Consider the following 26,358-nt stretch of genomic DNA (forward strand, 5'->3'; position numbering starts at 1 on the left):
TACGTTACAATTTCGAACATTATACTCACCACTTTAAAACTACCGTTTTTCAGAATTTAACTCTGATAAAGTAGACAAATAAAGATAAATAACTGCAAAACCAAATACACAAACGATTAATTAAAATTTAATATTCCGAATTAAATCAAATTTCAGAAAGGGTATTGCAATGTAGATCCCATAAGAAAAAGTAAATATAATTTTTCCAAGTTAAACAAACCGGCAAATATTTAATATCTAATCCTTAAAAATATTGCTGACCAAATAAATAAGTATTATTTAATTTAATGAGGAATATTATGAAATTTTCTAAAACACTTTTAATCACATCTATTATTGCAGTTTCATTCTCTGGTATTGCAAATGCCGCACCTACCGATGGTAATACAACAGGTATTATTCATTTTAAAGGTCAATTTATTGATTCAACTTGTACCGTTGAAACTAATAACCAAAATCAAAATGAAGGCACTGTTCAGCTAGGCACTTGGTTAACCAATACCTTTACATCCGTCGGTGAAAAAACAGAAGCAACACCATTCACTATTGGCTTAAGCGGTTGCCCAGCAACCCTTGGTAAAGCACGAGTGACGTTTGAAGGTAGTGAAAACGGTGATAACCCAAGCTTATATAAAGTGAGCGATGCTAAAGGTGTAGGTATCGGTCTTTTAGGTGACCCTAACAGTGAAACGTATTTCACACCAAATACAGAAGCTGAAGGTATTACATTAAAAGGCAATCAAGGTGAAAAAACATATTACGCGCGTTATGTAACAACTGCGGAAGAAGTATCACCAGGAAATGCAAATGCCGATGTTACTGTGACAATTCAATATAATCAGTAATGAATTACCCCATATTTACGTCAAAGGGGAACGTAGGTTCCCTCTTTTTTCTCAAAGGAATTATATTAATGAAAAAATCTATTATTGCCTTATCACTTTTAAGTGTGGTTTCTATTAATGCAAATGCGAGCGTTGTATTAGGAGGCACACGTGTTATTTATGAAGGTGAAAAAAAAGAGGCTACAATTTCCGTTAGAAATAATGAAAAAACACCTTACTTAGTTCAATCATGGATTGAGAATTTTGATAACAATGATTCAGCTAAACCACCATTTTCAGTTACACCACCACTTTTTAGAATAGAAGCTGAATCAGCAAATGCAATACGTATTGTATTAACCGACCCAAGATTACCGACAAATAAAGAATCTGTTTATTGGTTAAATGTGAAATCTATTCCACCAACAGATCCTAACGCGGTTAATAACCTAACGATTTCTATTAATAATAAAATTAAGCTTATTTACAGACCAGCAAATTTATCTAAATCAGATGCGGCTATTGCCTATGAAACATTAACATTTGAAAAACAAGGTAATAATTTAAAAGCCAAAAACTCTACACCTTATTATGTTTCTTTCGGTCAATTAACTGTGGGTAATAAAGAATTAGATAACCCAGGAATGGTACCGCCAATGGGTGAGGCTTCTTGGAATATCTCGGGTATTCAAGCTAATCAAGTGACTTGGAGTGCAGTTAACGATCACGGTTCAATCACAGATAAGAAAACACAGACACTAAAATAATCATTGGAAAATTGTTCATTATGCGCCTTATTACAAATCACAAGAAATCACAAAACAATTGTAATAAATACATTATTTCTTTGCATAATGGATTATTTACATTTCGATTAAAAAAAATATCTCAAGCAATTGCGACAGTTATTGTGGTTGGAGCAACAGCGAATTATGCTATCGCGACAGATTATTTTAGCCCTAATTCATTAAGTGTTATTGATGGCCAAAATATTGCAGATATAGAAAGCCTTGAGCAGTTTTCTAAACCCGGTGGACAATTAGCAGGAAAATATCGTGTTGATATTTTCATTAATAATAATATTGTTGATTCACAAGATATTACCTTTATTACTGATGAAACAACGGGACAATTAATTCCTGTGTTAACAAAAGAAGATTTAAGTGATTGGGGGGTGAAAGTAGACGCTATACCAACACTGACTTCATTAGCGCCAACACAAGAAATTACTGATATTAGCCATTATATTAATGATGCAAAGACAGTATTAGAGCTCAACCAACAAAAATTAAATATTTCTATCCCACAAATTGCGATGGAAAAGATAGCACCGGGCACAATTCCAAGCAGTAAATGGGAGAATGGATTACCCGCATTAGTATTAAATTACTATTATAGCGGCTCAAATAATTGGAGTCGTACGGGTGGTCAGGATACCAATACTCATTATGTTAACTTTCGCAGTAGTGCTAATTTAGGCCCTTGGCGTTTAAAAAATTACTCAACCTTTAGTGAAAATTCGACAGGTAGAGAGTGGAAAAGCATTGAAACCAGCTTAGAGCGAGGAATTAATAGCTTAAAATCACAGTTAATTATTGGTGATACCTCTACACCAAGTGATGTATTTGATAGCTTCCAGTTTCGTGGTGTGCAATTACAAAGTGATGAAGCCATGTTGCCAAGCTCAATGCGTGGGTTTGCTCCTGTTATCCGTGGTATTGCTCAAAGTAATGCCGAAATCACTGTAAAACAGAATAATTATGTGATTTATCAAGCTTATGTAGCACCCGGTGCTTTTGAGATTGATGATCTCTACTCAACTGGGACTAGCGGTGATTTAACGGTCATCATTAAAGAAGCTGATGGTACTGAACGCTCTTTTATTGTGCCATTTTCCTCTATTGCCATTATGCAGCGTGAAGGCCAATTCAAATACTCTTTAACGGGAGGTAAATTTAAATCTAACGCAAATGAGGCGAATGAGCCTGAATTTGCACAAGGTACTGCTATTTATGGCTTACCTAAAGGTGTTACCGGCTACACAGGTGCATTGCTTTCAAAAGATTACCAATCTTATGTTGCAGGGGTTGGTGTTAATTTAGGGAATTTAGGCGCTTTTTCAACTGATATAACACATGCTAACACCCAGAAATTAGCCGGCAAAGAGGCTTCAAACAGTGGGCAATCTTACCGTTTTCAATATTCTAAAAATATGATGGCAACAGGGACGTCTGTTACCTTAGCCAATTATCGTTATTCTACAGAAGGGTATTACAGCTTTACAGAAGCCAATAATCGTTATGGTGATGAAATGTATCACGATAATAAAAAGAATCGCATTCAGATAACCTTGAGCCAATCTTTAAACGACTATGGCAGTGTTTATTTTTCAACCTATCAGCAAGATTATTGGAATCGCTCAGGTAAAGAGCGCTCAATAAGCTCTGGTTATAGCAATAATATGGGCGGAGTTTCTTATAATTTAAATTATAGCTATTCAAGTACACCTAATCAGCGTAAATCAGATAACCATTTTGCCTTCTCTGTTTCTATTCCACTGGATAACGTAACAGGGAGTTACACGTCATTAAACAGCAGTGTAACAACAGATAATAACGGGAATACCGATATGATGGCAGGGATTAGCGGCAGCTTACTTGAGAACAATAATTTAAATTATTCTGTTCAGCAGTCTTATGGCAATAAAGAAAACAATGCCAGCGGTAATGCTTCAGGCTCTTATCGTGGTAGCTATGGTGTGGCTAATGTTGGGTATGGTTATGACAAACACTCACAACGCACCAATTATGGCCTAACCGGTGCGGTCGTTGCTCACCCTTACGGTGTGACGCTGTCACAACCTATTTATGACTCATTCGCTATTGTTAGAGCGCCTGATGCAAAAAATGTGAATATCCAAAATCGAACAGGGGTATCCACTGATTGGCGAGGCTATGCCATAGTGCCTTATTTAAACGCCTATTCTAAAAATGAAATTTCGTTAGATATCAGCACATTGCCAGATAATGTTGAATTGAAAAATAACACTGTCACGCTGATCCCGACAAAAGGCGCTGCAATGTTAGCCGATTATAAAACACATGTTGGCTATCGCGTGTTATTTACCGTCATTCACAACAGTAAACCAGTCCCATTTGGTGCATTAGCGCAATTAGCTCAAACAAATGAACTTGAGATGAGCACAGGAATTGCAGATGAAAATGGCGATGTTTATCTTAGCGGAATGCCTGAAAAAGGGCGAGTAACTGTGTTATGGGGTAAAAATACACAAGACCAATGCACTGCAAATTATCATTTAACGGCAGAGCAATTAAAACAGCATTTGCCAACCTTAACGGTTGATTGTCGTTAATTAATTAGGACTTTGCCATGAATATTAAACAATTTATTTTAGCCACAAGTTTAACGCTGTTTTCATCTCAAGCATTAAGTTCTGGTAGTTTTTTCCTTACAATTAATAATTTTATTATTGACGATGCAGCACAGAAATTGCCTTCTGGATCGTTATTAGGAGGGGGATGGCAATCATTTAGCGCTAAATCTGATGAGGATTTATGTGAAGCCTATATGCCAGGTAAATTTAATTACACAACGAGTATCACAGATAGCTCTGCAGGTATTTCATCTATACGTGCAGATTCACAGTCCTATCCCGTTTTTAAAACAAGTATTGATGGTATTGGTTATATCATGGGTTATCGACAGAATGGCACATCACAGTGGTATCCCATTACCTCTACAGAAGAGTTACGTAATACACATGACAATACTAATAAACTCTTTCTTGATGCAAAAATAGCTTTTGTGAAAACTGTCTCAGGTGAAATAAAGAAAACGAGTTCGAATAGAATTAATTTTGGGTCGCTATCACTACGATGTAATCGAGTAAATACGTCATTAACTTCAGGCTTTGGTCTTATTATGAGAAGTTCCGTATTAGTTACTTGGAAAGCAACCAGTTGTGAAGTGAAAACAAAGCGTGAAACGGTAGATTTAGGTACTCATGAATTGGTTGCGGTACGTAAATTAGGTATTGGCGATAACTTTGGCTATGCGCAACAATCTATGACTGTTGAATGCCCTGAAAACATGATTGTTGATTACACCATTGCTGATAATAACAATCCGAATAATATTGGCTCAGATATTATCTATTTAGAAAATCAAAGCGACAATCCCGGTTTTGGTGTGCAGATGTTTGAATCAGGAAGTTCTGAAGCATTAAAGTTAGGTGGCGATAGAAAAACACCGGGTAATTATCAATATTCTTTTGCGAAAACAACCAATAAGAAAGAAGTGATAAATAAAGATTTTGATTTTAAATACGTGAAATTATCTGACAATGTAAAAGCCTCAGATGGCAATGCCAAGGTCACTGTCACATTGGTTTACCGTTAATCTAGAGGGAATTATTATGAAATATACGTTCGTAAAGAAGTTTATTGCTCGCTCTATTTTATGCGTACTACCATTTTTATCTTATTCTGTTTTTGCTAATGATAGCGTTAGAATTAATTATACAGGCTCAATTAAAGCAGCAGCCTGTAGTATTCAAACCAGTGACTTAAATATTGAATTAGGAACTTGGTTATTAAGTGGCAACGGCAATAATTTTCCTGCTGGCAGCACAACTGATTGGGTTGAATTTGAATTAACCTTTAATTGTAAAATGCAAAGTAGTCAAGTTGTCGGTTCATTACAGGGCATACCCGCATCTGATAAGAATTTATTTAAGCTTGATGATATTGCCAATCAAGCATCGGGTATGGCAATCCAAATTGAATCTTATTCACCAGAGCGTAATCGTTGGGAAGCAAAAAATGCCAATGAAATAAGTGTGTTATTAAGTTCAAAAGAAGTTGCCAATGGCATTAATAAATTGAAATTAAGGGCTCGCTATAAACAACTAGAAAATAGAGCGACACCCGGTAAAGCCAATGCTTCTATTACCTTTGTTGTACAAAGTAATTAAGGGATGACAATGAAATTAGCGCAATTAACAACCATTTCTTTCTTTTTATTATTTTCGTCACAAGCCATAAGCTATGACACTTTATTTGATATTAAAGGGAAAATACAAGCAAGTACCTGCATATTAGAGTCATCTAAAATTAAAGACATTAACCTTGGGCATATATCTCTTAGTGAAAATGGCTTTGGTGGACAAATTCATTCAACGAGCGAAAAAATAGATTGGAATATAACCTTAGATTGTCCTGAAGGTTTGCCCGTTATTTTAACGCCTAAAGGCACTGCATTTTCAGGAAATAGCACCGTACTTGCATTAAATACCTCATCTGATACCGCCAAAGGTGTCGGAGTTGAAACACAGTACAGCGTTAATGGCAGTAATTGGACGACATTAGAATTAAATAAACGTAATACGGTGGTTAGTGCGACAAAAAATGAGGGTGAAGTCACTTTGAATTTTAGAGGTTATTACAAGCAAATGGAGAAGGACATTTTCCCTGGAACAGCAAATGCCACGTTAGATCTTGAAATTGTTTACCAATAAAACGTTTATTAAGCTAAGTCATTAAGTTAATTTAATAAATTTTAATGATTAATTACTTCTTACGCGAGAAAATGAGCAATTATTCCAAAAATATAATTATTATTACCTCATATTTATTAAATTAAATAATTAAAGTAATAGCAGTTATTTTTACTACATAATCCATCCATTAAAAATAGAAATATATTATATAAATTATATTTTTATAGCGCTGGAAATAAAAATGAAAGAATTTAATAAGTATAAAAAAACATTGAATGAAATTGACTACTATGTGTATGCTCTTTGTGAGGTAAATGGAACTCGCCGTATACCATTTTACATAGGGAAAGGGAAAAATTCTCGCTGTCTTACCCACATTGCTGAAGCCGAAAAAATGAAGGAAAATGGCGATGAATTAGATGAAAAAACACAAAAAATCATTGAATTACAAAAAAACAATATGCTTGGTATCGATATCTTATGTCATGGGATTAGTAACTCAGATAGTGCATATATGGTCGAACGAACTTGCTTAGATTTAATTGGTATTGACCTTTTGACTAATAAAATTAATGGAAAAAGCAGTAGCAATAATGAAACCTACAAAAGACAAGGTAGGTTAACAATAGAAGAAATACAATCCATTTATTCACGTGAAGATGTTGATGTTTCACCTGAACACAGTGGTTTAGTTTTTATTTTAAATAAACTTTATAAATTTGGTATGACTGATCTTCAATTATTCGAGGCAACCAGAGGTGTGTGGCATAATCCACCAAGAAATGATGAATCTGTAAAGTATGCTTATGCTACATATAATAATATTGTTAAGGAAGTATACGAAATTCACGGATGGGTAAAAGCTGGAACACAAGAATACTTTACTCGTACAATAAAGCTACCTAGTGAACGTTGGGAATTTATAGGTCGAAAAGCACCTCAAGATATTCGCGATCGCTATGTTGGAAAAACAATCAATTATAACCGTAGTTATAGTAGTCCATTTGTCAGAGTCGGAAAAAACAACTAATTTCAGATTAAGAATAAAATAGAAACATAAATAGTAATTTATATTTCTATTTTGGCTAGCCATTCACAGTCCAACACCGTTATCGATTTATTCTTTAATTTAATCGCCTTAACACTGACTAAATGTGCTAAAGCGCGGTTTAATTGTCTGGTTGAGATCCCAAGCATTGCCGCTAACGGATCTCTTTTTTCTAATTGAAAAGAGAGTCCTTCTTGTTGAGATTTAAAAAATAAATATCGGCGTAATTTAAATTCTGAAGAATAGGGTAATTGAGAGTGTCTTAATGAAGATTGATAAAGTTTTTGGCTTAATTGCTGGCAAATAAAGGTGAGAAAATTAGCATCTTGTAATGCTTTTTGTCTGACAATGGAAAGAGGTAACGCTAATAAATAAGAAGGAACTAAGGCTTGTACGGTACTAAACACCATTTCATCTTTAGCTGAAAACAGTTCTAAATCTCCAATAACACAGAAAGCTTGTTCAAAAGAAAAGACCACATGCTCACCGTTTATTTCATAACGTTCAATCTGTAATTTGCCTTCCACTAGACAGTATAAATGTGTTGCTTGGCTATTTTGTGTTATTAAATATTCCCCCGTTTTCACTTCCATTAATCGCAGAGAAGACAACAACGCATCAGATAAATAAGCATCAAGTTGATGCATTAAAATAAAAGTGTTACGTTTTTTTTCATCATTAACTATTTTCACTTTTATTTTCCTTTCGCAATTATGCTTCAATTTATTATCGAAAATAGCATACTTTTCAAAAAAGGACATATGTCCTTTTTTAGGCTGGTGGAGATTATTACTATCATGATATTCCTAATATTTAGAGATTATATTGATGACATTCAATCCCAGCTTATTACCTAAAATCGAGCTTCATGTGCATTTAGATACCTGTTTAAGCTATTTTTATATTAAACAGCTAGATCCAACGATAAGCTTTGATAAGTTTAATCAGCAATTTGTTGCTCATAAACCTTGTTTTGATTTGGGTGATTTTTTGAGTAAAGTCACGCCTCAAATTGATCTTTTGCAGACTAAATCAGCTATTACACTGGCTGTTGACGATCTGTTTTATCAGTTGAAAGCAGATAATGTTATTTATGCTGAAATTCGTTTTGCCCCGTTATTACACACAAAACAGGGCTTAACAGATAAGGACGTTGTTGAAGTTGTTATTTCAGCAATGAATGAAGCATCTCGAAAATATGATATTAAAGCGGGTTTGATCTTATGCACATTGCGCCATTTTAGTGCGTTAGAGAGTCAGCAAACCGCCAAGTTAGTTGTGGAAAACCTTAATAAAGGTGTTGTTGCACTTGATTTAGCGGCTGATGAAGCGCGTTTTCCTTTAGATAATCATATTGCTGCTTTTGATTATGTTAAAAAATCAGGGGGGAATTTAATTGCTCATGCAGGAGAAGCAAAAGGCGCTGAAAGCGTTACTGAAACATTGGATAAACTGCATGTTACTCGAATTGGTCATGGCGTAAGAAGTATTGAAGATAATGAAGTCATTAACAGGCTTAAATCTCAAAATATATTATTAGAAGTTTGCCCAAGCTGTAATATTATCTGCAATATATATGAGCAAGTAGACCAACATCCCGTTAATCAGCTAAAAAAGCAGGGCGTTAAATTAAATATTAATACTGATGCGCGAACAGTTGCCAATACATCGTTAAATAAAGAGTATCAGTTATTACATGATATTTTTGGTTGGAGCGAAGAAGACTTTCAGCAATGCAACATCGATGCTCTTAATGCCAGTTTTATTGCAAATGACGTTCGTAAAAAACTAATGGATAAGCTCTGCTACGTTCACGCAAAATAGTGAATTACACATAATAATTATCAAAGAGAACACCTTTATTTTTAAGGTGTTTTCTTTACTTTTAAGCAGAAATACCTATTTATCAGATTGCGATTATTCAATCTAGATAAAACAATGTGATATAAGACATAAGAATGGTGAAATTTAATCACATCCTTCCTGTTTTAAGAATAATTACATTCAATAAGTAAGAATAATTGATGACTATGTTGATATAACCCTTATCAATGTAAGGATACAACATGTCAGAAGAACAGCGTCGTGAGATGGATAATTTAGTTAATCTCACTCAACCTTATGCTGTTGATAGTTTAGATGATGCACTTTTTACTGCATCTATGAATGAAGCTGATAACTGGCATCGCCAAAATAATACTAACTATCAATCATTATGGCAAAAAATGCCTCAACCGATTATTCCTGTTAATTTATTTAAAACCATGGACTTAGCGACACCGACACATCGTAACGGTATTTGGTTAAACAGTTCAGGAACAGGGCAACAAGGAAAAACACACGTTTTCTTTGATGACATCAGCTTAAAGCGCATTGAAACCGCAATGACGCAAATTTTCTATCACAACGGTTTAATATCAACCACTCCCGCCCGTTTTCTAATGTTGTCTCCCGATCCTCACTCTGGCGATCATGCCGGTTTTGCCACTGCTTTCTTAAAATTTACCCAATGTGCGCCCATTAAAGAGCTTGTCTTTACCGTCTCAGAACAAGGGCAATTTGATGCACAATTAGCGTGGTTAACGCTACAACGCTGGGCGAGTGATCCGGCGCCTATCTATATTCTTGGGCTAACTCTTTTCTTTGAGCAATTATGCCTAAGCCGCCCAGACTCATTCACACTGTTATCACCGATTAAAGGCTTAACAGGCGGTGGATGGAAAGGGATGACAAAGCAGTTAGCACGTCCAGATATCATTCAAGGATTAAAAGAAACCTTACATGCCCCCAATGTGGATATTCGTGATATTTATGGCATGACAGAGCATCCTTTACATTACATTAGTTGTAGTGAAGGGCATTTCCACATTCCAGCTTATTCTCGCTTTGCCATTATTGATGAAACGGGTGATCGGGCACCAGAAGGTAAAACAGGATTTATTCAACTTGAGAATCCTTTTTTTGATTCTCTGCCTTCTCAACGTCTGTTAACCCAAGATTTGGGAATATGGGGAACACAATGCGCTTGTGGTCATTCTTTACCCTATATTCACTATATTGGAAGAGCCACTTCACCAGAGGGCACTTGCGCTGCACAGATAAAATGATAGAAGCTATACTTGTTCGTTTAGCAAACATCAAACTGTGTTTAATACACTGCCTTAATGAAAACTGGTTATTTTCTGATGATGTTTTGACGCAAACATTCTGTATTGAACGTCTGAAACAATGGGCCTGTAGTGATGTACTAGCACAAAAAGTGGCTAATGAATTAGGAAATAAAAACTGGCGTGCGCCCAATAAATTATTAATTATCGTCTCTGAAAAAGATCCCCTTGGCACATTAGAAGCCTTACTTGCAGGCTATTTAATTGGTAGCCCCATCAGAATAAAAGCACGATTATCCACACAATGGCTTTATCAGCTACGGGCTTATTTGGGTTTAAATGAACATACCTGTGAAATTCTAAATTGGTCGAGTGAAAATCAAAACGATAAGCTTATTCTTGAAGGTATTGAAGCCATTTTATTAGCGGGTGGTGACGCACTTATTCAACATTATCGCCAAATAGCACCAGCCCACATTAAATTAATTGAGTTAGGTCCCAAAATAAGTGGAATGGCTATTTTGGGTGATTCATTACCTGATATCTCTTTGGTATTAAATGATGTTTGCTTGTTTAGACAGCAGGTGTGTAGTTCACCGCGTTTTATTTTATTAGAGAATAAAACCTGTGCCGACCAGCTCTATCAACAACTTTCTCTCGCATTACCCTCATTACCACCATTACCTGAAAACATAAAGCTTCAGCAAATGGCGCAAGCTCATGAATATTTATTATCTCGCAACTTATACGCTGATGAAAAACCCACGATTTATAATACAAAGTCAGGTTGGGCAATTACTTATCACACTCAATTTATGCCTCAATATTGGCTTAATTTTGGTTTTCAACTGATTGTTGGCTCGGTAGAGCATCATCTGCAATTAGCACAAAAAGAGGGGTTTGCACGGTTACAAACGTTGGGTTATCACGGTGATATCACATCACTTTCACTGCACGATTATTGTTTCACTCGCTATTGTCCAATTGGCTCGATGCATTCTCGTCCAATGACGGCAGCGCATGATGGCTTCTTTATATTGGCTGCACTGGTGTTTTTTGTAAGTAAAGAAGGATAACAACATTGAATAAACGGAAAATATTTATCACTGGTGCAAATGGATTTATAGGCTCTTATTTATTACCTAAGCTCGCAGAGCTTGGCGATGAATTAACGGTATTGTGTCGTGATCCCCATAAAATTCACGCTAATCGCCCTGTATTGCCAGCGGATGTAAACGTGATAAAAGGGAATTTACTCCAACCTGATACATACCGTGAAGCACTTATTGGGCAAGATGTTATTATTCATTTAGCTGCGGATTACCGTGTAGGCATTGCACCAACGCGATCAGCGCACAAACAAATGTATCAAACCAATGTTACGGGTACATTGAATTTACTGAACGAAGCCAAAAAGGCACAAATTTCTCAGTTTTTATACACGAGTACTACCGCCGCGTTAGGGGAAACACACGGCGTATTGCTTGATGAAACCCATCGCCATAATGGGGTTTTTCGCAGTTATTATGAAGAAACAAAGCAAGTTGCCCACGTATTAGTCGAACGCCACCAGCAACAAGGCATGCCAATCAAAATGGCTATTTGTGGCGGTGTATTTGGTCAAGGTGACAATAGCGTTTTAGCACAAACGTTATCTGCTTTTTTCAATAAAAAAATTCCGTTTCAAGTCAGTACAAACAGTACTTTTCAACTCTGCCATGTAGAGAAATTATGTGATGGCTTATTGCGCTTACTTGCCTTAGATAAACCTCAAGAAACCGTTCTGTTTACTGGTGATGTTTTCTCTATGCCAGAAATTTTCACACTGCTCAGCGAAATACAAAAAACAGCGCCATTGCCTATAAAAAATCGTCAGAGTTTACGCCCTTTAGCATGGTTAATGGATAAGCTTGCCTTGCTCGGTTTCTCCATGCCACTTTCCTGTGAAACACTACGTATTATGGATGGAAGCACTTATACCTATTCATCTTCTAAAGCAGAACAGCGATTAGGATGGACAGCAGGTGAGCCATTAAATGACTTTAAGGAGTATGCCCGTAACATTGCTAATCAATACACATTGATGAACAAGGAGCCTAAATGAAACCAAGGACGCTCACTTCGCAATGGGGTAACGTGACACTGTCACTAGAAACAGAGCAATTGCTAAGTATCAAAGGTGATACGGATAATGCAGTTTTTTATGGGCAAGGTTATGGTGCCGCGTATTTACGTTTGTGGCAGTTAGATTTATCTCACCGCGTCGCCAGTGGTCGCCTAAGTGAAATAATGGGAAAAGGTGCGCTCAGAACAGATATTTTTCAGCGTCGATTAGGATTAGTTGAACTCGCCAAAAAGGCAGAGCTTGACGATAAAAATGCTCCCTCTGATAGTTGGCAGGCAACTCAATTTCAACATATTACCGCGTATATCGCAGGCATTAACCAAGCCATAAAAGATCTAAAAATTCGCCCAGTAGAGTGTTTATTACTGCGTTACAAGCCTGAATTATTTACCACCACTGACAGTTATTTGCTAGGCCAATTAAAGTATTTTATTAATTCTGCTTGGCAATATGAGTTATTTAATACTCGTTTAGCAAATCGACTGACAACATCTCAACATCAGCAACTTTTGTCTACTTTTAGCCTTGAAAGCAATCAAATTCCGCCATTGCCGCTAGATGAACAGGGTGAGTATTACCCTGATGTGATCGCCGCGTTTAAAGAAGGATTAAAAGGCTTGCAGCACTTAGGATTAGCCTCACCTGATACTGGCTCTAACGTGATTGCTGTCAATGGCTCGCTTACCGCATCTGGCAAACCGATGTTAGCCGCCGACCCCCATATGGGGCATGTTAACCCCAGTTTTAATCTGTTATGCCGTTTAGAGAGCAAAGAAGGCTTAAGTGTGATGGGTTCACACTTTCCCGGCTCACCGGGCATTATTGTTGGGCGCAATACTCATGCAGCATGGGGAATGGTTGGCATAATGGCGGATAACCAAGATTTATTCTGGGGACGCATTGATTTAGAGAACGAAAAGGTCGAAACCGTTAATGGATGGGAGCCATTAACAAAAAGGACTCACACCATTGGCTTAACCTCAAAACGTCAACATACCTTTGTGACTTATGATTATTCACAAGGTCGATTAATGTCTGAAAAAGCGGGCTATGGTTTATTTTTACGCTGGCCGGCATTAGATAATCCAAGTGGCGATATTACTTTTTATCAGCTTGCAAAATGCCATAACTGGACATCATTTAGAGAAGCCTTAAGACATGTGAAAAATTCCCCAATGATGGTGGGATATGCCGATATTCACGGTGATATTGGCTTACAAAGTATGGGATATATTCCTAAGCGCCATAGTGAATTAGGCAGCTTAGTGCTCAGTTTGACGGAGCCATTACATCAGTGGCAAGGTTATGTTCCTTTCGATGATTTACCCGCCGAATACAATCCTGAGCGCGGGTATGTCCTTTACGCTAATCAATACAGTACCTCGCTCTTTGATGGGAAACCGGCGTTATCTAATCGTTGGCATCCACCAACAAGGGCTTTACGTATTGAGCAACTTATTCAGCAAACTCAAAAGCATACTTTTGAAACTTTTCGTCAGATGCAAGATGATAAAAAAGATCTATTTGCTCAAAAAGCGCTCGCTTTTTTATTACCTTATATACCTGAAGATAAAATGCTTTCTCAATGGGATTGTGATACTCAGCAACTCAATGCATCACGGCTTTTTGATGTATGGATACAGCATCTTACAGATAGAGTCTTAGGAAAGGTGCTAAAAAGAGGATCACGCGCACTGTATACGGATTTTTGGCCAAGTTGTCGCTGGAGTATTCTCAATATTCTGCAACACCATCTTCAAGATTGGCAGTTTGAACAAGATGCAATTTCTACATTAATTCGTGAAACCTATGCCAGCGCATTAATTGCCAGTCAGAAAATGGAACGTCCTTACGTTGAATTTCAGCATAGTATCAAAAAACCATTGTGGCTTAATCGTCTATTAACGGGTCGTTATCCTTATCAAGGCGGTAATCGAGAAACCATTCATGCCACAAGGCAGAATGCTGATTTCTTAACGCAATCCCAGATAGGTAATAGCGACACCATTAAAACCAAGCCTTACACCTTTGGCCCCGGTTTTAAACTGATCGCCCATTTAACCCTGCAAGGCGAATGTCACTATTTAATCAACACTCCAGCAAAAGGAAATCCTTTTTACTGGAAACTGCATCATGTATTGGAATGTTGGCAAACAGGAACCCGACAAAAAACCGTTTTGCCTCTTTGTGAAAATAACCATCATTGTAATGATAAAAAGGAATAACTCATGGCAAGAATGAAGCAATGGCAACAAACAGGGCATCCTGCACGCCTATGGCATCCTATTTCAAATGATCGTATCCAGTGTGAGCTTTGTCCTCGAGCCTGTAAAATCAATTTGGGCCGAACAGGCACTTGCAAGTTAAGACGCAATGAAAATGGCAGTTTAGTGACACTAAACTACGGTAAATCAGTGCCGATGACCCAAGAGTCGATAGAAACCGAAGCCGTTTATCATTATGCCCCTGGCGAACGTATTTTATCGTTAGGTAATATTGGCTGTATGTTACGTTGTGATTTTTGCCAAAACTGGAGTACAAGCCAAGCACGCTATGTACAAGATAGCAATGTGGCTTATTACAGCCCTAAAGATGTGGTCAATTATGCGTTAAAACATAATATTCGTGTTTTGTCGTGGACGTATAATGATCCGATTGTTTGGCATGAATTTGTTATGGATACCGCAAAGCTGGCTCGAGAGCATGGCTTAAAAAACCTCTATAAAAGTGCATTTTATATCAGCGAAAAAGGTATCGATGAATTACTTGGTGTGATGGATATCTTTAGTATTTCATTAAAATCAATGCAAGATAGTTTTTATCGTAAACATACAGGAGGGCGCTTACAGCCTGTACTGGATGGGATTAAGCAGGTTTATGATGCACGAAAATCAACAAATAGCCCACACCTTGAAGTCTCTAACTTGTGTGTGACAGGACGTAATGACTCATTGGAAGAAACCAAAAAAGTAACAGACTGGATGCTTAAATATCTGGATGCTGATATTCCGTTGCACTATGTGCGTTTTCATCCTGATTACCAATATCGCCACGTTGAACGCACATCAATTCCTTTTTTAGAGCAAGCGCGTCAACAAGCTTTAAATGAAGGTATGCGCTATGTTTATGTGGGGAATGTGTTTGATACTGACAGTGCAAACTCTTATTGCCCAGAGTGTCACACCTTGTTAGTGAAACGCAGTGGGCTGATTGCGCAATCTCACTTAGACAATGGGCAATGTCCTCATTGTCATTTTCAACCTTCGATTATTTTACCTTGGGCTGAATCAAATACTGACAAATTATCAGAACATATCCCTGATGATTTTATTTGTATTACACATCCATTTCGCGGCCCCGTTCAAGCTTGCCATATTGAGCAAAAACATGAGTCACCGATTTACTATCAATTTATTACAAAACAGGGTGAGCCTGTGGGATCCATTAGTACGAATAGCTGTAGCCGTTTTATGTTGTCTAAAAGCAGTCCTCAGGCTGAGGGGATCCGCCTTTATCATCATCAAAATGAGCCCTGCCAACTGTTTGAGGTTTATGATCGTGCTCATTTTCCCGTTACGGAAGCCGAAAAAACACATCTTGGTAGCGAAAATGTGCCGATCACGCTTATTCCATTAAAAGGACGTTAAAAATATGCCACTCAATCGAGGATGGTCATTAATTCGCGCACAAATGATTGCCGCTCAAATTCGCAAAGCAAAGCTAAATGATAAAATACCGAATCTCCCCATTATTTATCTACCCGGTATTTTAGGGACTAAGCTTTTTGATAGGCAAAAACAGGCCTTTATTTGGGGTGATCACCGAAGTGTTTTTACAAAAAGCGATTATGAATATGAGTATCCCAATACCCAGCATTCACCCCGAGTATTAGCAACAGAGCAATTGCATGCGTTTTCAATTGTTCCTTATTTAGTGAGCACATTGGTTACTCAGGAACTTAAAGATGTGCTTGAAACGGCATTAGGTTATCGAGAGGGGCAAGATCTGTTTTTCCTTGCTCATGATTGGCGCGCTGATCACCGGTTGCTGGTGGATGCGATTGATAGAGAAGTTAATCGGCTTAAAACTGTTTTTGGTGATAATCAGCCGTTTATTTTTATTGCTCAATCTGCCTCAAATCTTGCAATACGTTATTGGTTGCGTCATACCACGCCAGAAAATAGGGCATTAGTGGCGAAATGGTATGCGTTTGGCCCACCTTGGCACGGAACCTTCCAGGCATTATCCATGATGGAGACGGGCTATTATGCAGGAAGTCGCTATCTTCATGGGTTTTCCTCTGATGATGTTTGTGGCTGTCCTTTTGTATACCAACTCTTACCCCCTAATCCTGTGGTAATAGATAGCTACGGCAGAGCGCTAAGTGATTTTGATGTCTATGATGAAGCATGTTGGGAACACTATCGATTAGGCCCTTATAAAACCTCAATCAGTTCAGCACAGAATCTGCGAGTCAGAGAGGCATTGGCACAGAATTTACAATGTGCTAAACGCTTTACTAATGCGGTTTCAGGAATTAACGCAGATGAACAAACTGTGCCACAAGTATGGTATTTGAGTGATAACAATATCACCTTAAAAGCGGCCATTTATGGTAGAGATCGCTGGTATTTACAAGCCAAAGATATTAAACGTGAGTTTCCGCAATTAGCGGCTCAAACATTAACAGTCGGTGACGATCACCTTCCTTTAGAGGGGTTATTACAATATTGGCGTGCGCCTATTGTACGTGATCGCTATCAACATCCTTGGGGCGAAAGCTTTGCCTTTATTAGCCAAGCATCAACACATCGCGCATTAATTAATCATTCACCTAATTTAAGAAGTTTGGCATTTGATATTGCTACAGAAAGAAGAAAAGAGCGTTAATAAAATTAATACTTTCCATTGATTGAGGAGTTGAGTCAGAAAATAAAAACTTACATAATGCAGGTATCTCGCCGTTAAACTCTTAATTTTTGCGTAAACATATGACATCAAATATAAATGGAATTATCGATAATATTCGCAAAGCAATACAACACTCAACACAAGGTATGATTGGACGCGAGCAACTTGCTGAACTCGTTATTTTAGCCGCAGTTGCTCATGAACATTTGCTGGTTATTGGCCCTCCAGGTACAGCGAAAAGTGCCGTTGTCCGCAGAGTTTCTCAAACATTGGGCGGACGTTATTTTGAATACCTTTTAGGGCGATTTACTGAACCTTCAGAGTTATTTGGTGCGGTTGATCTCAAAAAACTAAAAGAAGGTAAAGTTGAAACCGATATTACAGGGATGTTACCTGAAGCAGATATTGTTTTTCTTGATGAGGTTTTTCTAGGATCGACAGCCATTTTAAATACTTTATTAGGTATTTTAAATGAACGCCGATTTAAACGTGGCCATACCGATATTATTAGCCCATTAAAAGTGTGTATTGGTGCTGCTAATAGCTTGCCTGATGATCCTAACCTTGCTGCATTCACTGATCGCTTTCTTATTCATCTTTTTATAGATCCTGCACCCGATCACCAATTAGAAGCTATGCTCGAAGGCGGATGGGCTTCAAGCCTGACTCAACTTTCAGCTCAACTCGATATTACTCAATTGGATGAATTACACCTTGCGGTTAAAAATGTCGATTTAACACAAGTTAGACCGTTACTGGCTAATGCCGTGCGCTCATTAAGAAATGCAGGGATCACGCTGTCAGATAGACGTATTGTTCGTGTTCAGCGTCTTATTGCTGCTGCGACTGTTCTTAATAATCGAGAGATTGCGACAGAGCAAGATCTCTGGCCTTTACTGTATGTACTGCCTACTGAAGATACTCAGCAACAAGGACGTGAAATCTTACGACAAGAACTCTCACTTTCAATGAATTCTCGACTATTCAGTTCCGTAGAAGAGGCGACATTACAACCTCAATCTCGTATGAATCGCTTAATTGAAAGAGCAACCGATGTTCTCAATGCAGAGCCTGTATCTAAAGCGGATATTGAACTGACGTTACGAGAAATAGATGCTAACTTCTCGACAGAGATGTTAAGTGAAGAGCTTGCTATATTACGTACACAATTAGCGATACAGTTTAGTCACTTATTATGAGCCTAACATTTCCTCTCTCTTGGCAACCTAATGCAACGCCCCCTAAACCACAAGGGGTGTATGCAACAGGTATAACGGCTAAACAGCTTATTGAGCGCATTATTCATTTGCCTGATGTTCAGCAACAATGCTTAAAAGTGATCACCAGTCAACATCGGCTTATTGTGTTAGGGAAACAGGCTGATTTACCTTGGGCTGAAAATATAACGCTGATTGCACCGTCTACTCAAACAGCAAAATTATGGCTCCCTATACATCAACAGCTTTTATTACCTTATGGGCTGGTGGAGCAAGCCTTAGTGCAGCATTTTAAACGCCAACCACTATTACTTTTACCCTCACCTCAAACGGTGATCCCTTTAGATAATCAGTGGACGTTAACACCAACGCTACGGGATACACTCACCCAGTTGTGTTTTGAGTGAAATACAATGTGATACAAGGATCGGTTTATCATCATGTCATTACCCACAACACAATCCACCTCGTTACCCGAAGCGCTACAACCTTGGCAAACTTGGCTTAGCTGGTTAGATCCCGAATTAATTCCTGCCTTTTCTGATCTATTACAACGTCTGAGTCGTGTATTAGGCCCAGTACAGGGAAAACAACTCGGTGGTTTACCTGAACAAGATGGGATAGGGCAAATACAACGTAAAGGGGATTATCAAAACCTACTACTTAGTGAATGGTTAATGGCTGATGAAGTACCTGATGAATTTATGAGGCGCGCCATTAATGCAGAACATCTCTTTTTGGCACCAAACTATAAATCTCAACAATCTTTAAATCAAATCACCGTGCTTTTTGATACCGGTATTTCGCAACTGGGTGAATGTCGCTTAGTGCATATTGCAATGCTTATTATATTGGCGCAACGGGCAGAAAAAGCGGGGTGCACATTAATGTGGGGAACGTTGCAATCAATCATTCCATTAATGCCACTAAACACCATAAACGATCTACGCGAATTATTGACACGCCGGACTTATTCACCTGTTTTAAAAGAAAATATCGCGCATTGGCGAAACGTTATTGCTGAAGACACTGATGTACAAAATGGCGAGATTTGGTTAGTGACAGGCGCTCATCAACAACCTATATTGAAACAAATCACCTCAACACATCATATCGAACTAACAGGAGATGATTGTTTCAATAAAACGATTGATGCCAATATTCGCACGCCACATTTTCAACGTCATATTGTATTGCCAACGCCACCTAGAGCATTAAGTTCACGATTATTAAAAGGACAATTAAGACCGCCTTCAGCGCAAAATACACATCAGCATGAATACAAAATATCACTGATGTTTTCACCTGTTATCTCATTTCATGGTAGCGCAGTAGGGGTCACTTTATTAGGTAAACCTGGGTTAGTGGTTATTAAAATTCCACCGCTCAATAGATCGAATCAAGACCGTCCGCTTAAAAAACCGTTTGTTTACCAAATATATCCTGATGGTCATGCTATTTTAGCGTTACAGTGTCACGGGAAAAAGGTAGGTGCATTACTTTCTAATAATAATGGTCTCTATTTTTGGCAATTACCCAAACTCTCTTATATACCTCGACCTTCCGATGAGATGTTTTCAGCAGGTATTGGGCGAGGTAATACGCTTGCCAGTGCTTATTTATCGAATAAGGAATATTCCAGCTTATTTGTTCATGATAGGGCAAGACGGCTAGTCGCTTTCTCATCCAGTATTTATGCTGAAGAAAAAAACGCCTTTAAAATTGTTGAAGAGAAAGTCCTTGGCATAGAGAAGATAGCAGACAACTTACTTGTGTATATTTATCTCAATGACAGTAGTGAATTAGTTCAAATGGTCACGGGTGCAAACTTTTCTCAAAAGAAATACCAACATCGACTCTATTTTACTCAATTTATTTCCTATCAAAGAGTTGCATTATTTGCCTATCACCATAAATATACCAATGGCTCTAAATCAATATCTTGTGCTATCTCACTAAGCACTAATCGACAAAGTTGGCATGTTTATAATATGGAAATTGATGAAGTTTATGGTTATCAAATAGACTTACCTCAAGGATGGCAAGGAATAGGACTCTTTTATCCAACACTCGATGGCTCTATAGAAAAAGATTTAACCACCTTAAATATTTTGATGATCAGCCCTAACAAACGAAACATTGCCAGTTATTCAAAAGGCGAGATAGAAATCTTATATCGTGCAGATAATCCGTTTACGCGTTACTCATTTAGCCCATCTAAAGGCCTATTTGCTGCATTAACGGATCACGCTCAAGTCGTTGTTTATGATGTATACCAAAAACAATTACGCCTAAATCTGTATACCATTGAACAAGAAGGTGACACCCAAAATGCATAACGATTATATTCGTCATCCAATGTTATTGGGATATCGTCAGATTGAAGGTTTATGGCTACCCAATGACTGGTTTAACGAGACTCAACGGCTAACTTATTTAATAAAACATTGGCAAGCTAATTGTCGTATTTATCGATTCGAACAAGGGGATGTTCTCTGTTTTACTGAAAATAAAACGCTGGATTGCTCATCCATTGAGGGATGGCCTTTAATTCGTTACGGTCGCCTTTATAGCACCGCACCTCTAGATAATGATGAGATAAAAAAACTGCCTTATGCAGATCTTGCTTTAGTTCGTAGTGGTGTTGTAACAACGCTTCTATTTTCGCAAGCTGAACCTCTCTCACTTGCTGATTATCTCGATATTAAAGAGATTCATTTTGAAGAAACTGATAACTACGCCAGTCTATATGAGATAAAACCTCAAGCATTGTCAGAAGAGAAAAATATTAGAACGATTATTGGTGACAATATTCCACCGGCTGCAGATCAACAAAAGCAATTTATAAAAACTGTTTTTGAAAACGCTTCGTCGTCATCTCAAACACAAGCACCTCATGCAAAAGCGTCATTATCACTGACTCAGAAAATCATTAATAAATTTCTGACGCCCCAAAATCGTGAAACTATACACTCTTCATCTAAAACGATATCTCAATTATCACCGTGGCAGCATTGGCTAAATAAGCTTTCAATTAAAAGCGGATTAGCCTCTATGATGAGTAAGCAACAAGCGGATTATATTAATAAAATGATGAAAATGTTTGAAGATGGTAATGTCGATCAAGCGTTGCGTCATGGTATTCCGCTTAGTCAATATCAAGAAAACCAAGAAACAACGCCTTCACCTTATTTAGGGAGATTAACAGGGCGAAATAAACTGGAAATATCAGCCGATCAACAAGGGAATAAAAGTCTTTATCTTGGGGATGAACTGCAAAATTATTTAAAACAACTTTATCGCCAACAATTTATAAAGCTAGATAAAGCAGGGCATAATGAAGAAGCCTTATTTGTTCTTGCGGAGCTATTACAAGAAAAAGAAGAAGCACTCAATTATTTAGAAAGCTTCCAACGCTATCAACAAGCCGCTGAGTTAGCACGATTATGGGCAATGTCACCCGCTTATATTATTCGCCTATACTGTTTGGCGGGTGATATTAATTCTGCGGTTATCTATGCGCGTTTACATCATGCATTTTCGTTTATGATCTTACAATTGCAAAATACGCATCCGGATATTGCTGATAAAATGCGTGAAGAGTGGGCTGCATACCTAATTGACTGTGAAGATTATTTACAGGCCATTGATGTTATCTGGCCACTAAATAATGAAACAAACCGCAATAAAGCCAAGCGCTGGTTAAAAATAGCGTATCAAGCTGGTGGAGAGTTAGGTTTACGTAGTCTAGTAAAATGGGCTTTTTTATTACCCGAGTCTTTTCATCAATATGAAGACGATATTAAAAAAACGATTCGTGACCCCCAAGCCTCTATTTCACGCGCTATATTAGCAAGAGCGTTATTAGCATTACCTAAACAAACCAAGTTAACTGAACAACTGATTAATCAGCTTCTGGAAATATTGTACTTTTGTTAATATTCAGTAGATCAAGTTGCTTCAATATTTTCTTCTTATCGGTCACCGTTAATGTAAAAATCTCAAAATTACCCCTATAGTCTTTTTGTAACGTGTCATTTAGCCCGTATAGTAAAAATAGACCTGATTGAGATTTTACTCGACTATTGTTTTTTACAGCTTTAGATACGAGCGGGGCATTAAAATGTATTGGGTTCATAACTCCTATAAAATAAGGTTTTTCATGCTTTATATAATGAAGAAATTGGTTTGATATCTCATTAAATTCCTTCTTGTGAGTTTTCATATCATAAAATGAGTCTTCGTGGTTAAGCTTTCTGTATTTTTCGTGAATACTTTCGAATGACAACACATCCCTATCTTTTCGTTCAGTTAAAATGCTGGAGATCTCTGATTGGTATACAAAATGGATTAATTTGCATTTATAATTCGCAACATTTAACTGTAACTCAGCCTGCTGATCAGAAGATAGCCTGGAGATGTTGGCTATGCAACTAACTGTATCTGAATCATAGTATTTGATTATATCTTTTTTTACTTTAAATATAAAAAACTCACCGTTCGGTTCTTTATTACAAATTCGGCACTTCCCACACTTATTACAATCACTTCTATCTGAGTTTTTTTTATCCTCACACGCAAAATATAAGGCAACAAGAGGATTCGTTGTAAGATCAAGTAATCTTGTTGGTAGAGAGTAGTGTTGCATTTTTACTAAATCATCGAATCGGGGCATTTTCCCTGAAAATTCACTGGCATTTTCAAGTGAGAACTCACGACAAATAGTGGCTTCGCTTTGTTTGTTATCTCTAAAAACCGATGGGGTGAGACTATACTTTTCATCCGCATGACCTCTATAGAAAAAATCATAATCATCTGAGACGTTAGACTTTATTTTTTCCAATTCCCTCAAAATAGTTAATAAACTTCCAGCCTTTGGGGCTTCCTCAAGAGGGGGAACAAATTTCAATGTACTATCTATCTCTACCTCACTCTTTTCATTCGACACCCTAATTTGAAGTAAAAAACCTGAGTCATCAGAGAAATAATATAATTTAACATCTGTTATATAATCCTTTTCTGGCGCAAGAGTGCCTAAGCGGATGCGGGGATTGATTATTATTTGTTCTCGCAGAGCGAATATATCAACTTCTTCTATCACACCAAAATACTGATTATTTGGAAAGAAATAATATTCAATATCTGATTTACCAGAATAATCGTAGCCGTAATAAAAAATGACTTTATTATATTCATCATTTTTAGATGTTTTGATTTTTATTTCTCTTGTTTCCATCATTGCATAAATACTTGTTTTCACTTTATAGCCTCGCGCTCTATCCAATATAATTGTATATTTCTGATTTTGCGTTCTAAAGTTACAAAAATCCATAAATGTCTATCAATATGATGAACTTGACCACGCTAGGAGTGAACATTAATTTATTAATTTCTTAACACGTATCTGAGTCAATAGGGCTTTGCAGCGCTAAATCATTGAAAGAATCCATCTCATGAAGTTATTGGTTATCACATCAAATTTAACATAATATACATTATGCGAACCTTGGTATCTAAATACGGATAGGCACTTAAATTTCTGTTTTGGTCTGGTTGATTATGTTGATTCATTCTTAACTTAAAGCTTATTCGCCAATGCTTTTTTTAGATCTTGAATATAGGCTTTCTGTCTTTTCTTCAGATACCACTTCACTAAAGGTTTTAAGAAAATCTTTTTGGATATCACGACTTCCGTAAAGTCGATTTCAGTAATTCCATTATTAGAAGTAAAATCCCCTCCCCAATTTCCCTTTATATTGCCCTTTTCCATATCAAACTCTCATCGCTGATCTTATTCCGATAAGTGTTATTGACTGGCATTTGATGCCAAACAAAAATATGACCTCACATTACTTCTATAATTACCCGCTTATTCCTTTATACAGATGTGGTCACATGGTTAACAAACTGAATCTTAATTGGCCTGAATTTTTAGAAAAATACTGGCAAAAAAAACCTGTTGTACTGAAAAATGCATTTCCCAATTTTGTCGATCCTATCACTCCAGATGAATTAGCTGGTCTGGCAATGGAGCCTGAAGTTGACAGTCGTCTTGTCAGCTTAACTGACAACAAATGGCAGGCAAGCCACGGCCCGTTTGAAGACTTCAGCGAATTAGGCGAAGAAGGATGGTCACTGCTGGTACAAGCTGTTAACCATTGGCATATGCCAGCAGCTGAACTGGTAAAACCGTTTCGTGTATTGCCTGAATGGCGTCTTGATGATCTGATGATCTCCTATTCAGTACCGGGAGGTGGTGTCGGACCACATATTGATAACTATGATGTTTTTATCATTCAAGGTATGGGACGTCGTCGCTGGCGTGTGGGCGATGCCCTGCCAATGCGTCAATTCTGCCCGCATCCTGCATTACTGCATGTTGATCCGTTTGAGCCTATTATTGATGTGGAAATGGCGCCAGGAGATATTCTGTATATTCCACCGGGATTCCCTCACGATGGCTTCACCTTTGAAGATACCATGAACTATTCTGTCGGCTTTCGCGGCCCTAATGGTCGTGACTTGCTAAGCAGCTTTGCAGACTACGCACTGGAACAAGATCTAGGCGGAATAAATTATGGCGATCCTAACCTGACTGTACGCGACAATGCAGGAAGAATGGAAACTCACGAAGTTGAACGTCTGCGTGCCATGATGATTGAAATGATCAACAAGCCCGGTGATTTTGAACAATGGTTAGGTCGTTTTGCAACTACGCCACGCCATGAACTGGATATCGCCCCCGCAGAACCGCCATATCAACCTGAAGAAGTATTGAGTGCACTGAACGATGGTGAAAAACTGATCCGATTGAGCGGACTGCGTGTCCTACGTATCGAAGATAATTTCTTTTTAAATACAGAAGCTTGGGCTACCAAAGAAATAAAGGGTGCAAATGCACTGTGCCAATTTACGGAAGTTGGAGCTGATGAACTTGGTAAAGCATTGATGGATCCAGCCTTTGTTGCAGAATTAACTGAATTTATCAATCAAGGGTATTGGTACTTCGAAGAATAAGCCTTATCTACGGAATATGATAAAACACCTGCTTGCGGGTGTTTTATTGCATCGTCTCCGCCCTTTTTCTGCGCCGCATTCATTGCCGTTGACCGAATGATGGCAAGAAACCTCGCCTTAACGAGGTTTTTATTACAGTAAAAATAGAGTGAATAGACTCTGTTATATCAGCCTATTTCCTTTTTCATCGACAACATTTTGTCCATCTTCTTTTGAAAAGGCACCTTTCTGTACTTCAGGAAGAATATCTAAAACGATTTCAGAAGGACGACATAACCGCGTTCCCAATGGCGTCACAACAATAGGCCTATTGATTAAAATTGGATATTGCAGCATATAATCAATAAGTTGCTCATCAGTCGCATTAATATGGTCAAGATCTAATTTATCATAGGGTTCAACATTCTTTCGTAATAATGCCCTAACCGAAATCCCCATATCAGTGATGAGTTTCTCTAAAACATGCTTAGGGGGTGGCGTATCAAGATAAAGGATAATTTCAGGCTCTACACCACTATTTCGTATCATTTCAAGCGTATTTCGTGAAGTACCACAATTTGGGTTGTGATAAATTGTAATGCTATTCATATT

At 37.7% G+C, this 26,358-nt stretch carries 23 protein-coding genes; 19 read left to right on the forward strand and 4 right to left on the reverse strand.

Annotated features, from left to right (window positions below; genetic code table 11):
* The first annotated feature begins 299 nt into the window (after positions 1–299).
* The 7 genes from INT39_RS01355 (at position 300) to INT39_RS01385 (ending at position 7,372) form a co-directional block, all read left to right on the forward strand.
* The gene (locus INT39_RS01355) at positions 300–845 is read left to right on the forward strand and encodes a fimbrial protein (protein WP_193015407.1); all 546 of its coding nucleotides are present in this window, start codon (positions 300–302) and stop codon (positions 843–845) included.
* Between the two features lie 68 nt (positions 846–913).
* Positions 914–1,591, forward strand: a complete 678-nt coding sequence (locus tag INT39_RS01360) for a molecular chaperone (RefSeq protein WP_193015408.1) — start codon at positions 914–916, stop codon at positions 1,589–1,591.
* A gap of 20 nt (positions 1,592–1,611) precedes the next feature.
* The gene (locus INT39_RS01365; RefSeq protein ID WP_193015409.1) at positions 1,612–4,197 is read left to right on the forward strand and encodes a fimbria/pilus outer membrane usher protein; all 2,586 of its coding nucleotides are present in this window, start codon (positions 1,612–1,614) and stop codon (positions 4,195–4,197) included.
* A gap of 17 nt (positions 4,198–4,214) precedes the next feature.
* Complete coding sequence (locus INT39_RS01370; protein ID WP_193015410.1) at positions 4,215–5,243, forward strand: fimbrial protein; 1,029 nt, start codon at positions 4,215–4,217, stop codon at positions 5,241–5,243.
* Between the two features lie 16 nt (positions 5,244–5,259).
* Complete coding sequence (locus INT39_RS01375; protein ID WP_193015411.1) at positions 5,260–5,817, forward strand: fimbrial protein; 558 nt, start codon at positions 5,260–5,262, stop codon at positions 5,815–5,817.
* A 9-nt stretch (positions 5,818–5,826) separates the two neighbouring features.
* Positions 5,827–6,360, forward strand: coding sequence for a fimbrial protein (locus tag INT39_RS01380; RefSeq protein ID WP_193015412.1), 534 nt, complete (start codon positions 5,827–5,829; stop codon positions 6,358–6,360).
* A gap of 223 nt (positions 6,361–6,583) precedes the next feature.
* On the forward strand, positions 6,584–7,372 hold the full coding sequence (locus INT39_RS01385) for an LEM-3-like GIY-YIG domain-containing protein (protein WP_193015413.1): 789 nt from the start codon (positions 6,584–6,586) through the stop codon (positions 7,370–7,372).
* Between the two features lie 38 nt (positions 7,373–7,410).
* Here the strand turns inward: INT39_RS01385 and INT39_RS01390 are convergent, their stop codons facing one another.
* On the reverse strand, positions 7,411–8,082 hold the full coding sequence (locus tag INT39_RS01390) for a Crp/Fnr family transcriptional regulator (protein ID WP_193015414.1): 672 nt from the start codon (positions 8,080–8,082) through the stop codon (positions 7,411–7,413).
* A gap of 136 nt (positions 8,083–8,218) precedes the next feature.
* On the opposite strand from INT39_RS01390, the gene add reads away from it, so the two are divergent.
* The 11 genes from add to INT39_RS01445 all read left to right on the forward strand — a co-directional run bounded on the left by add (position 8,219) and on the right by INT39_RS01445 (position 22,689).
* The gene (add, locus tag INT39_RS01395) at positions 8,219–9,214 is read left to right on the forward strand and encodes an adenosine deaminase (RefSeq protein ID WP_193015415.1); all 996 of its coding nucleotides are present in this window, start codon (positions 8,219–8,221) and stop codon (positions 9,212–9,214) included.
* 242 nt (positions 9,215–9,456) lie between these two features.
* Complete coding sequence (locus INT39_RS01400; protein ID WP_193015416.1) at positions 9,457–10,497, forward strand: hypothetical protein; 1,041 nt, start codon at positions 9,457–9,459, stop codon at positions 10,495–10,497.
* Positions 10,476–11,573, forward strand: coding sequence for an acyl-CoA reductase (locus tag INT39_RS01405; RefSeq protein ID WP_226944460.1), 1,098 nt, complete (start codon positions 10,476–10,478; stop codon positions 11,571–11,573). Before INT39_RS01400 ends, INT39_RS01405 begins: the two co-directional genes overlap by 22 nt.
* Before the next feature lie 5 nt (positions 11,574–11,578).
* Positions 11,579–12,601: an NAD-dependent epimerase/dehydratase family protein gene (locus INT39_RS01410; RefSeq protein ID WP_193015418.1), complete on the forward strand. Its 1,023-nt coding sequence runs from the start codon at positions 11,579–11,581 to the stop codon at positions 12,599–12,601.
* Entirely contained in the window at positions 12,598–14,847 is a 2,250-nt protein-coding gene (locus INT39_RS01415) for a penicillin acylase family protein (RefSeq protein ID WP_193015419.1), read from the forward strand. Before INT39_RS01410 ends, INT39_RS01415 begins: the two co-directional genes overlap by 4 nt.
* Before the next feature lie 3 nt (positions 14,848–14,850).
* Positions 14,851–16,269 carry an AmmeMemoRadiSam system radical SAM enzyme gene (gene amrS / locus INT39_RS01420; protein WP_193015420.1) on the forward strand — a complete coding sequence of 473 codons (1,419 nt, stop codon included), beginning with the start codon at positions 14,851–14,853 and terminating at the stop codon, positions 16,267–16,269.
* A 4-nt stretch (positions 16,270–16,273) separates the two neighbouring features.
* Positions 16,274–17,512: a lipase/acyltransferase domain-containing protein gene (locus INT39_RS01425; protein ID WP_193015421.1), complete on the forward strand. Its 1,239-nt coding sequence runs from the start codon at positions 16,274–16,276 to the stop codon at positions 17,510–17,512.
* A gap of 101 nt (positions 17,513–17,613) precedes the next feature.
* Complete coding sequence (locus INT39_RS01430; protein ID WP_193015422.1) at positions 17,614–18,732, forward strand: AAA family ATPase; 1,119 nt, start codon at positions 17,614–17,616, stop codon at positions 18,730–18,732.
* Positions 18,729–19,157, forward strand: coding sequence for a hypothetical protein (locus INT39_RS01435; RefSeq protein ID WP_193015423.1), 429 nt, complete (start codon positions 18,729–18,731; stop codon positions 19,155–19,157). The genes INT39_RS01430 and INT39_RS01435 overlap by 4 nt, the downstream gene beginning before the upstream one ends.
* 33 nt (positions 19,158–19,190) lie before the next feature.
* Entirely contained in the window at positions 19,191–21,089 is a 1,899-nt protein-coding gene (locus INT39_RS01440; protein ID WP_193015424.1) for a hypothetical protein, read from the forward strand.
* Positions 21,082–22,689, forward strand: coding sequence for a bpX6 domain-containing protein (locus INT39_RS01445; RefSeq protein WP_193015425.1), 1,608 nt, complete (start codon positions 21,082–21,084; stop codon positions 22,687–22,689). Before INT39_RS01440 ends, INT39_RS01445 begins: the two co-directional genes overlap by 8 nt.
* Here INT39_RS01445 and INT39_RS01450 read toward each other — a convergent pair.
* Both INT39_RS01450 and INT39_RS01455 read right to left on the reverse strand, forming a co-directional pair.
* Positions 22,655–24,010, reverse strand: coding sequence for an FRG domain-containing protein (locus tag INT39_RS01450; RefSeq protein ID WP_193015426.1), 1,356 nt, complete (start codon positions 24,008–24,010; stop codon positions 22,655–22,657). The genes INT39_RS01445 and INT39_RS01450 overlap by 35 nt on opposite strands.
* A 318-nt stretch (positions 24,011–24,328) precedes the next feature.
* Positions 24,329–24,520, reverse strand: a complete 192-nt coding sequence (locus INT39_RS01455) for a hypothetical protein (RefSeq protein ID WP_193015427.1) — start codon at positions 24,518–24,520, stop codon at positions 24,329–24,331.
* Positions 24,521–24,645: 125 nt separating this feature from the next.
* On the opposite strand from INT39_RS01455, the gene INT39_RS01460 reads away from it, so the two are divergent.
* Entirely contained in the window at positions 24,646–25,767 is a 1,122-nt protein-coding gene (locus INT39_RS01460; protein ID WP_193015428.1) for a cupin domain-containing protein, read from the forward strand.
* A gap of 162 nt (positions 25,768–25,929) precedes the next feature.
* Here INT39_RS01460 and arsC read toward each other — a convergent pair whose 3' ends face one another.
* Positions 25,930–26,355 carry a glutaredoxin-dependent arsenate reductase gene (arsC, locus tag INT39_RS01465; protein ID WP_193015429.1) on the reverse strand — a complete coding sequence of 142 codons (426 nt, stop codon included), beginning with the start codon at positions 26,353–26,355 and terminating at the stop codon, positions 25,930–25,932.
* Positions 26,356–26,358: the final 3 nt, after the last annotated feature.

This window comes from Pseudomonas sp. FME51, assembly GCF_014897305.1.

Bases quoted from the DNA above. Each gene is read 5' to 3' on its own strand.
- INT39_RS01365 (WP_193015409.1), top strand. From the start codon at position 1,612: ATGCGCCTTATTACAAATCACAAGAAATCACAAAACAATTGTAATAAA.
- INT39_RS01370 (WP_193015410.1), top strand. From the start codon at position 4,215: ATGAATATTAAACAATTTATTTTAGCCACAAGTTTAACGCTGTTTTCA.
- INT39_RS01425 (WP_193015421.1), top strand. From the start codon at position 16,274: ATGCCACTCAATCGAGGATGGTCATTAATTCGCGCACAAATGATTGCC.
- INT39_RS01430 (WP_193015422.1), top strand. From the start codon at position 17,614: ATGACATCAAATATAAATGGAATTATCGATAATATTCGCAAAGCAATA.
- INT39_RS01445 (WP_193015425.1), top strand. From the start codon at position 21,082: ATGCATAACGATTATATTCGTCATCCAATGTTATTGGGATATCGTCAG.
- INT39_RS01455 (WP_193015427.1), bottom strand. From the start codon at position 24,520: ATGGAAAAGGGCAATATAAAGGGAAATTGGGGAGGGGATTTTACTTCT.
- INT39_RS01375 (WP_193015411.1), top strand. From the start codon at position 5,260: ATGAAATATACGTTCGTAAAGAAGTTTATTGCTCGCTCTATTTTATGC.
- INT39_RS01440 (WP_193015424.1), top strand. From the start codon at position 19,191: ATGTCATTACCCACAACACAATCCACCTCGTTACCCGAAGCGCTACAA.
- INT39_RS01380 (WP_193015412.1), top strand. From the start codon at position 5,827: ATGAAATTAGCGCAATTAACAACCATTTCTTTCTTTTTATTATTTTCG.
- INT39_RS01415 (WP_193015419.1), top strand. From the start codon at position 12,598: ATGAAACCAAGGACGCTCACTTCGCAATGGGGTAACGTGACACTGTCA.
- INT39_RS01360 (WP_193015408.1), top strand. From the start codon at position 914: ATGAAAAAATCTATTATTGCCTTATCACTTTTAAGTGTGGTTTCTATT.
- add (WP_193015415.1), top strand. From the start codon at position 8,219: ATGACATTCAATCCCAGCTTATTACCTAAAATCGAGCTTCATGTGCAT.
- INT39_RS01460 (WP_193015428.1), top strand. From the start codon at position 24,646: ATGGTTAACAAACTGAATCTTAATTGGCCTGAATTTTTAGAAAAATAC.
- INT39_RS01400 (WP_193015416.1), top strand. From the start codon at position 9,457: ATGTCAGAAGAACAGCGTCGTGAGATGGATAATTTAGTTAATCTCACT.
- arsC (WP_193015429.1), bottom strand. From the start codon at position 26,355: ATGAATAGCATTACAATTTATCACAACCCAAATTGTGGTACTTCACGA.
- INT39_RS01385 (WP_193015413.1), top strand. From the start codon at position 6,584: ATGAAAGAATTTAATAAGTATAAAAAAACATTGAATGAAATTGACTAC.
- INT39_RS01435 (WP_193015423.1), top strand. From the start codon at position 18,729: ATGAGCCTAACATTTCCTCTCTCTTGGCAACCTAATGCAACGCCCCCT.
- INT39_RS01355 (WP_193015407.1), top strand. From the start codon at position 300: ATGAAATTTTCTAAAACACTTTTAATCACATCTATTATTGCAGTTTCA.
- amrS (WP_193015420.1), top strand. From the start codon at position 14,851: ATGGCAAGAATGAAGCAATGGCAACAAACAGGGCATCCTGCACGCCTA.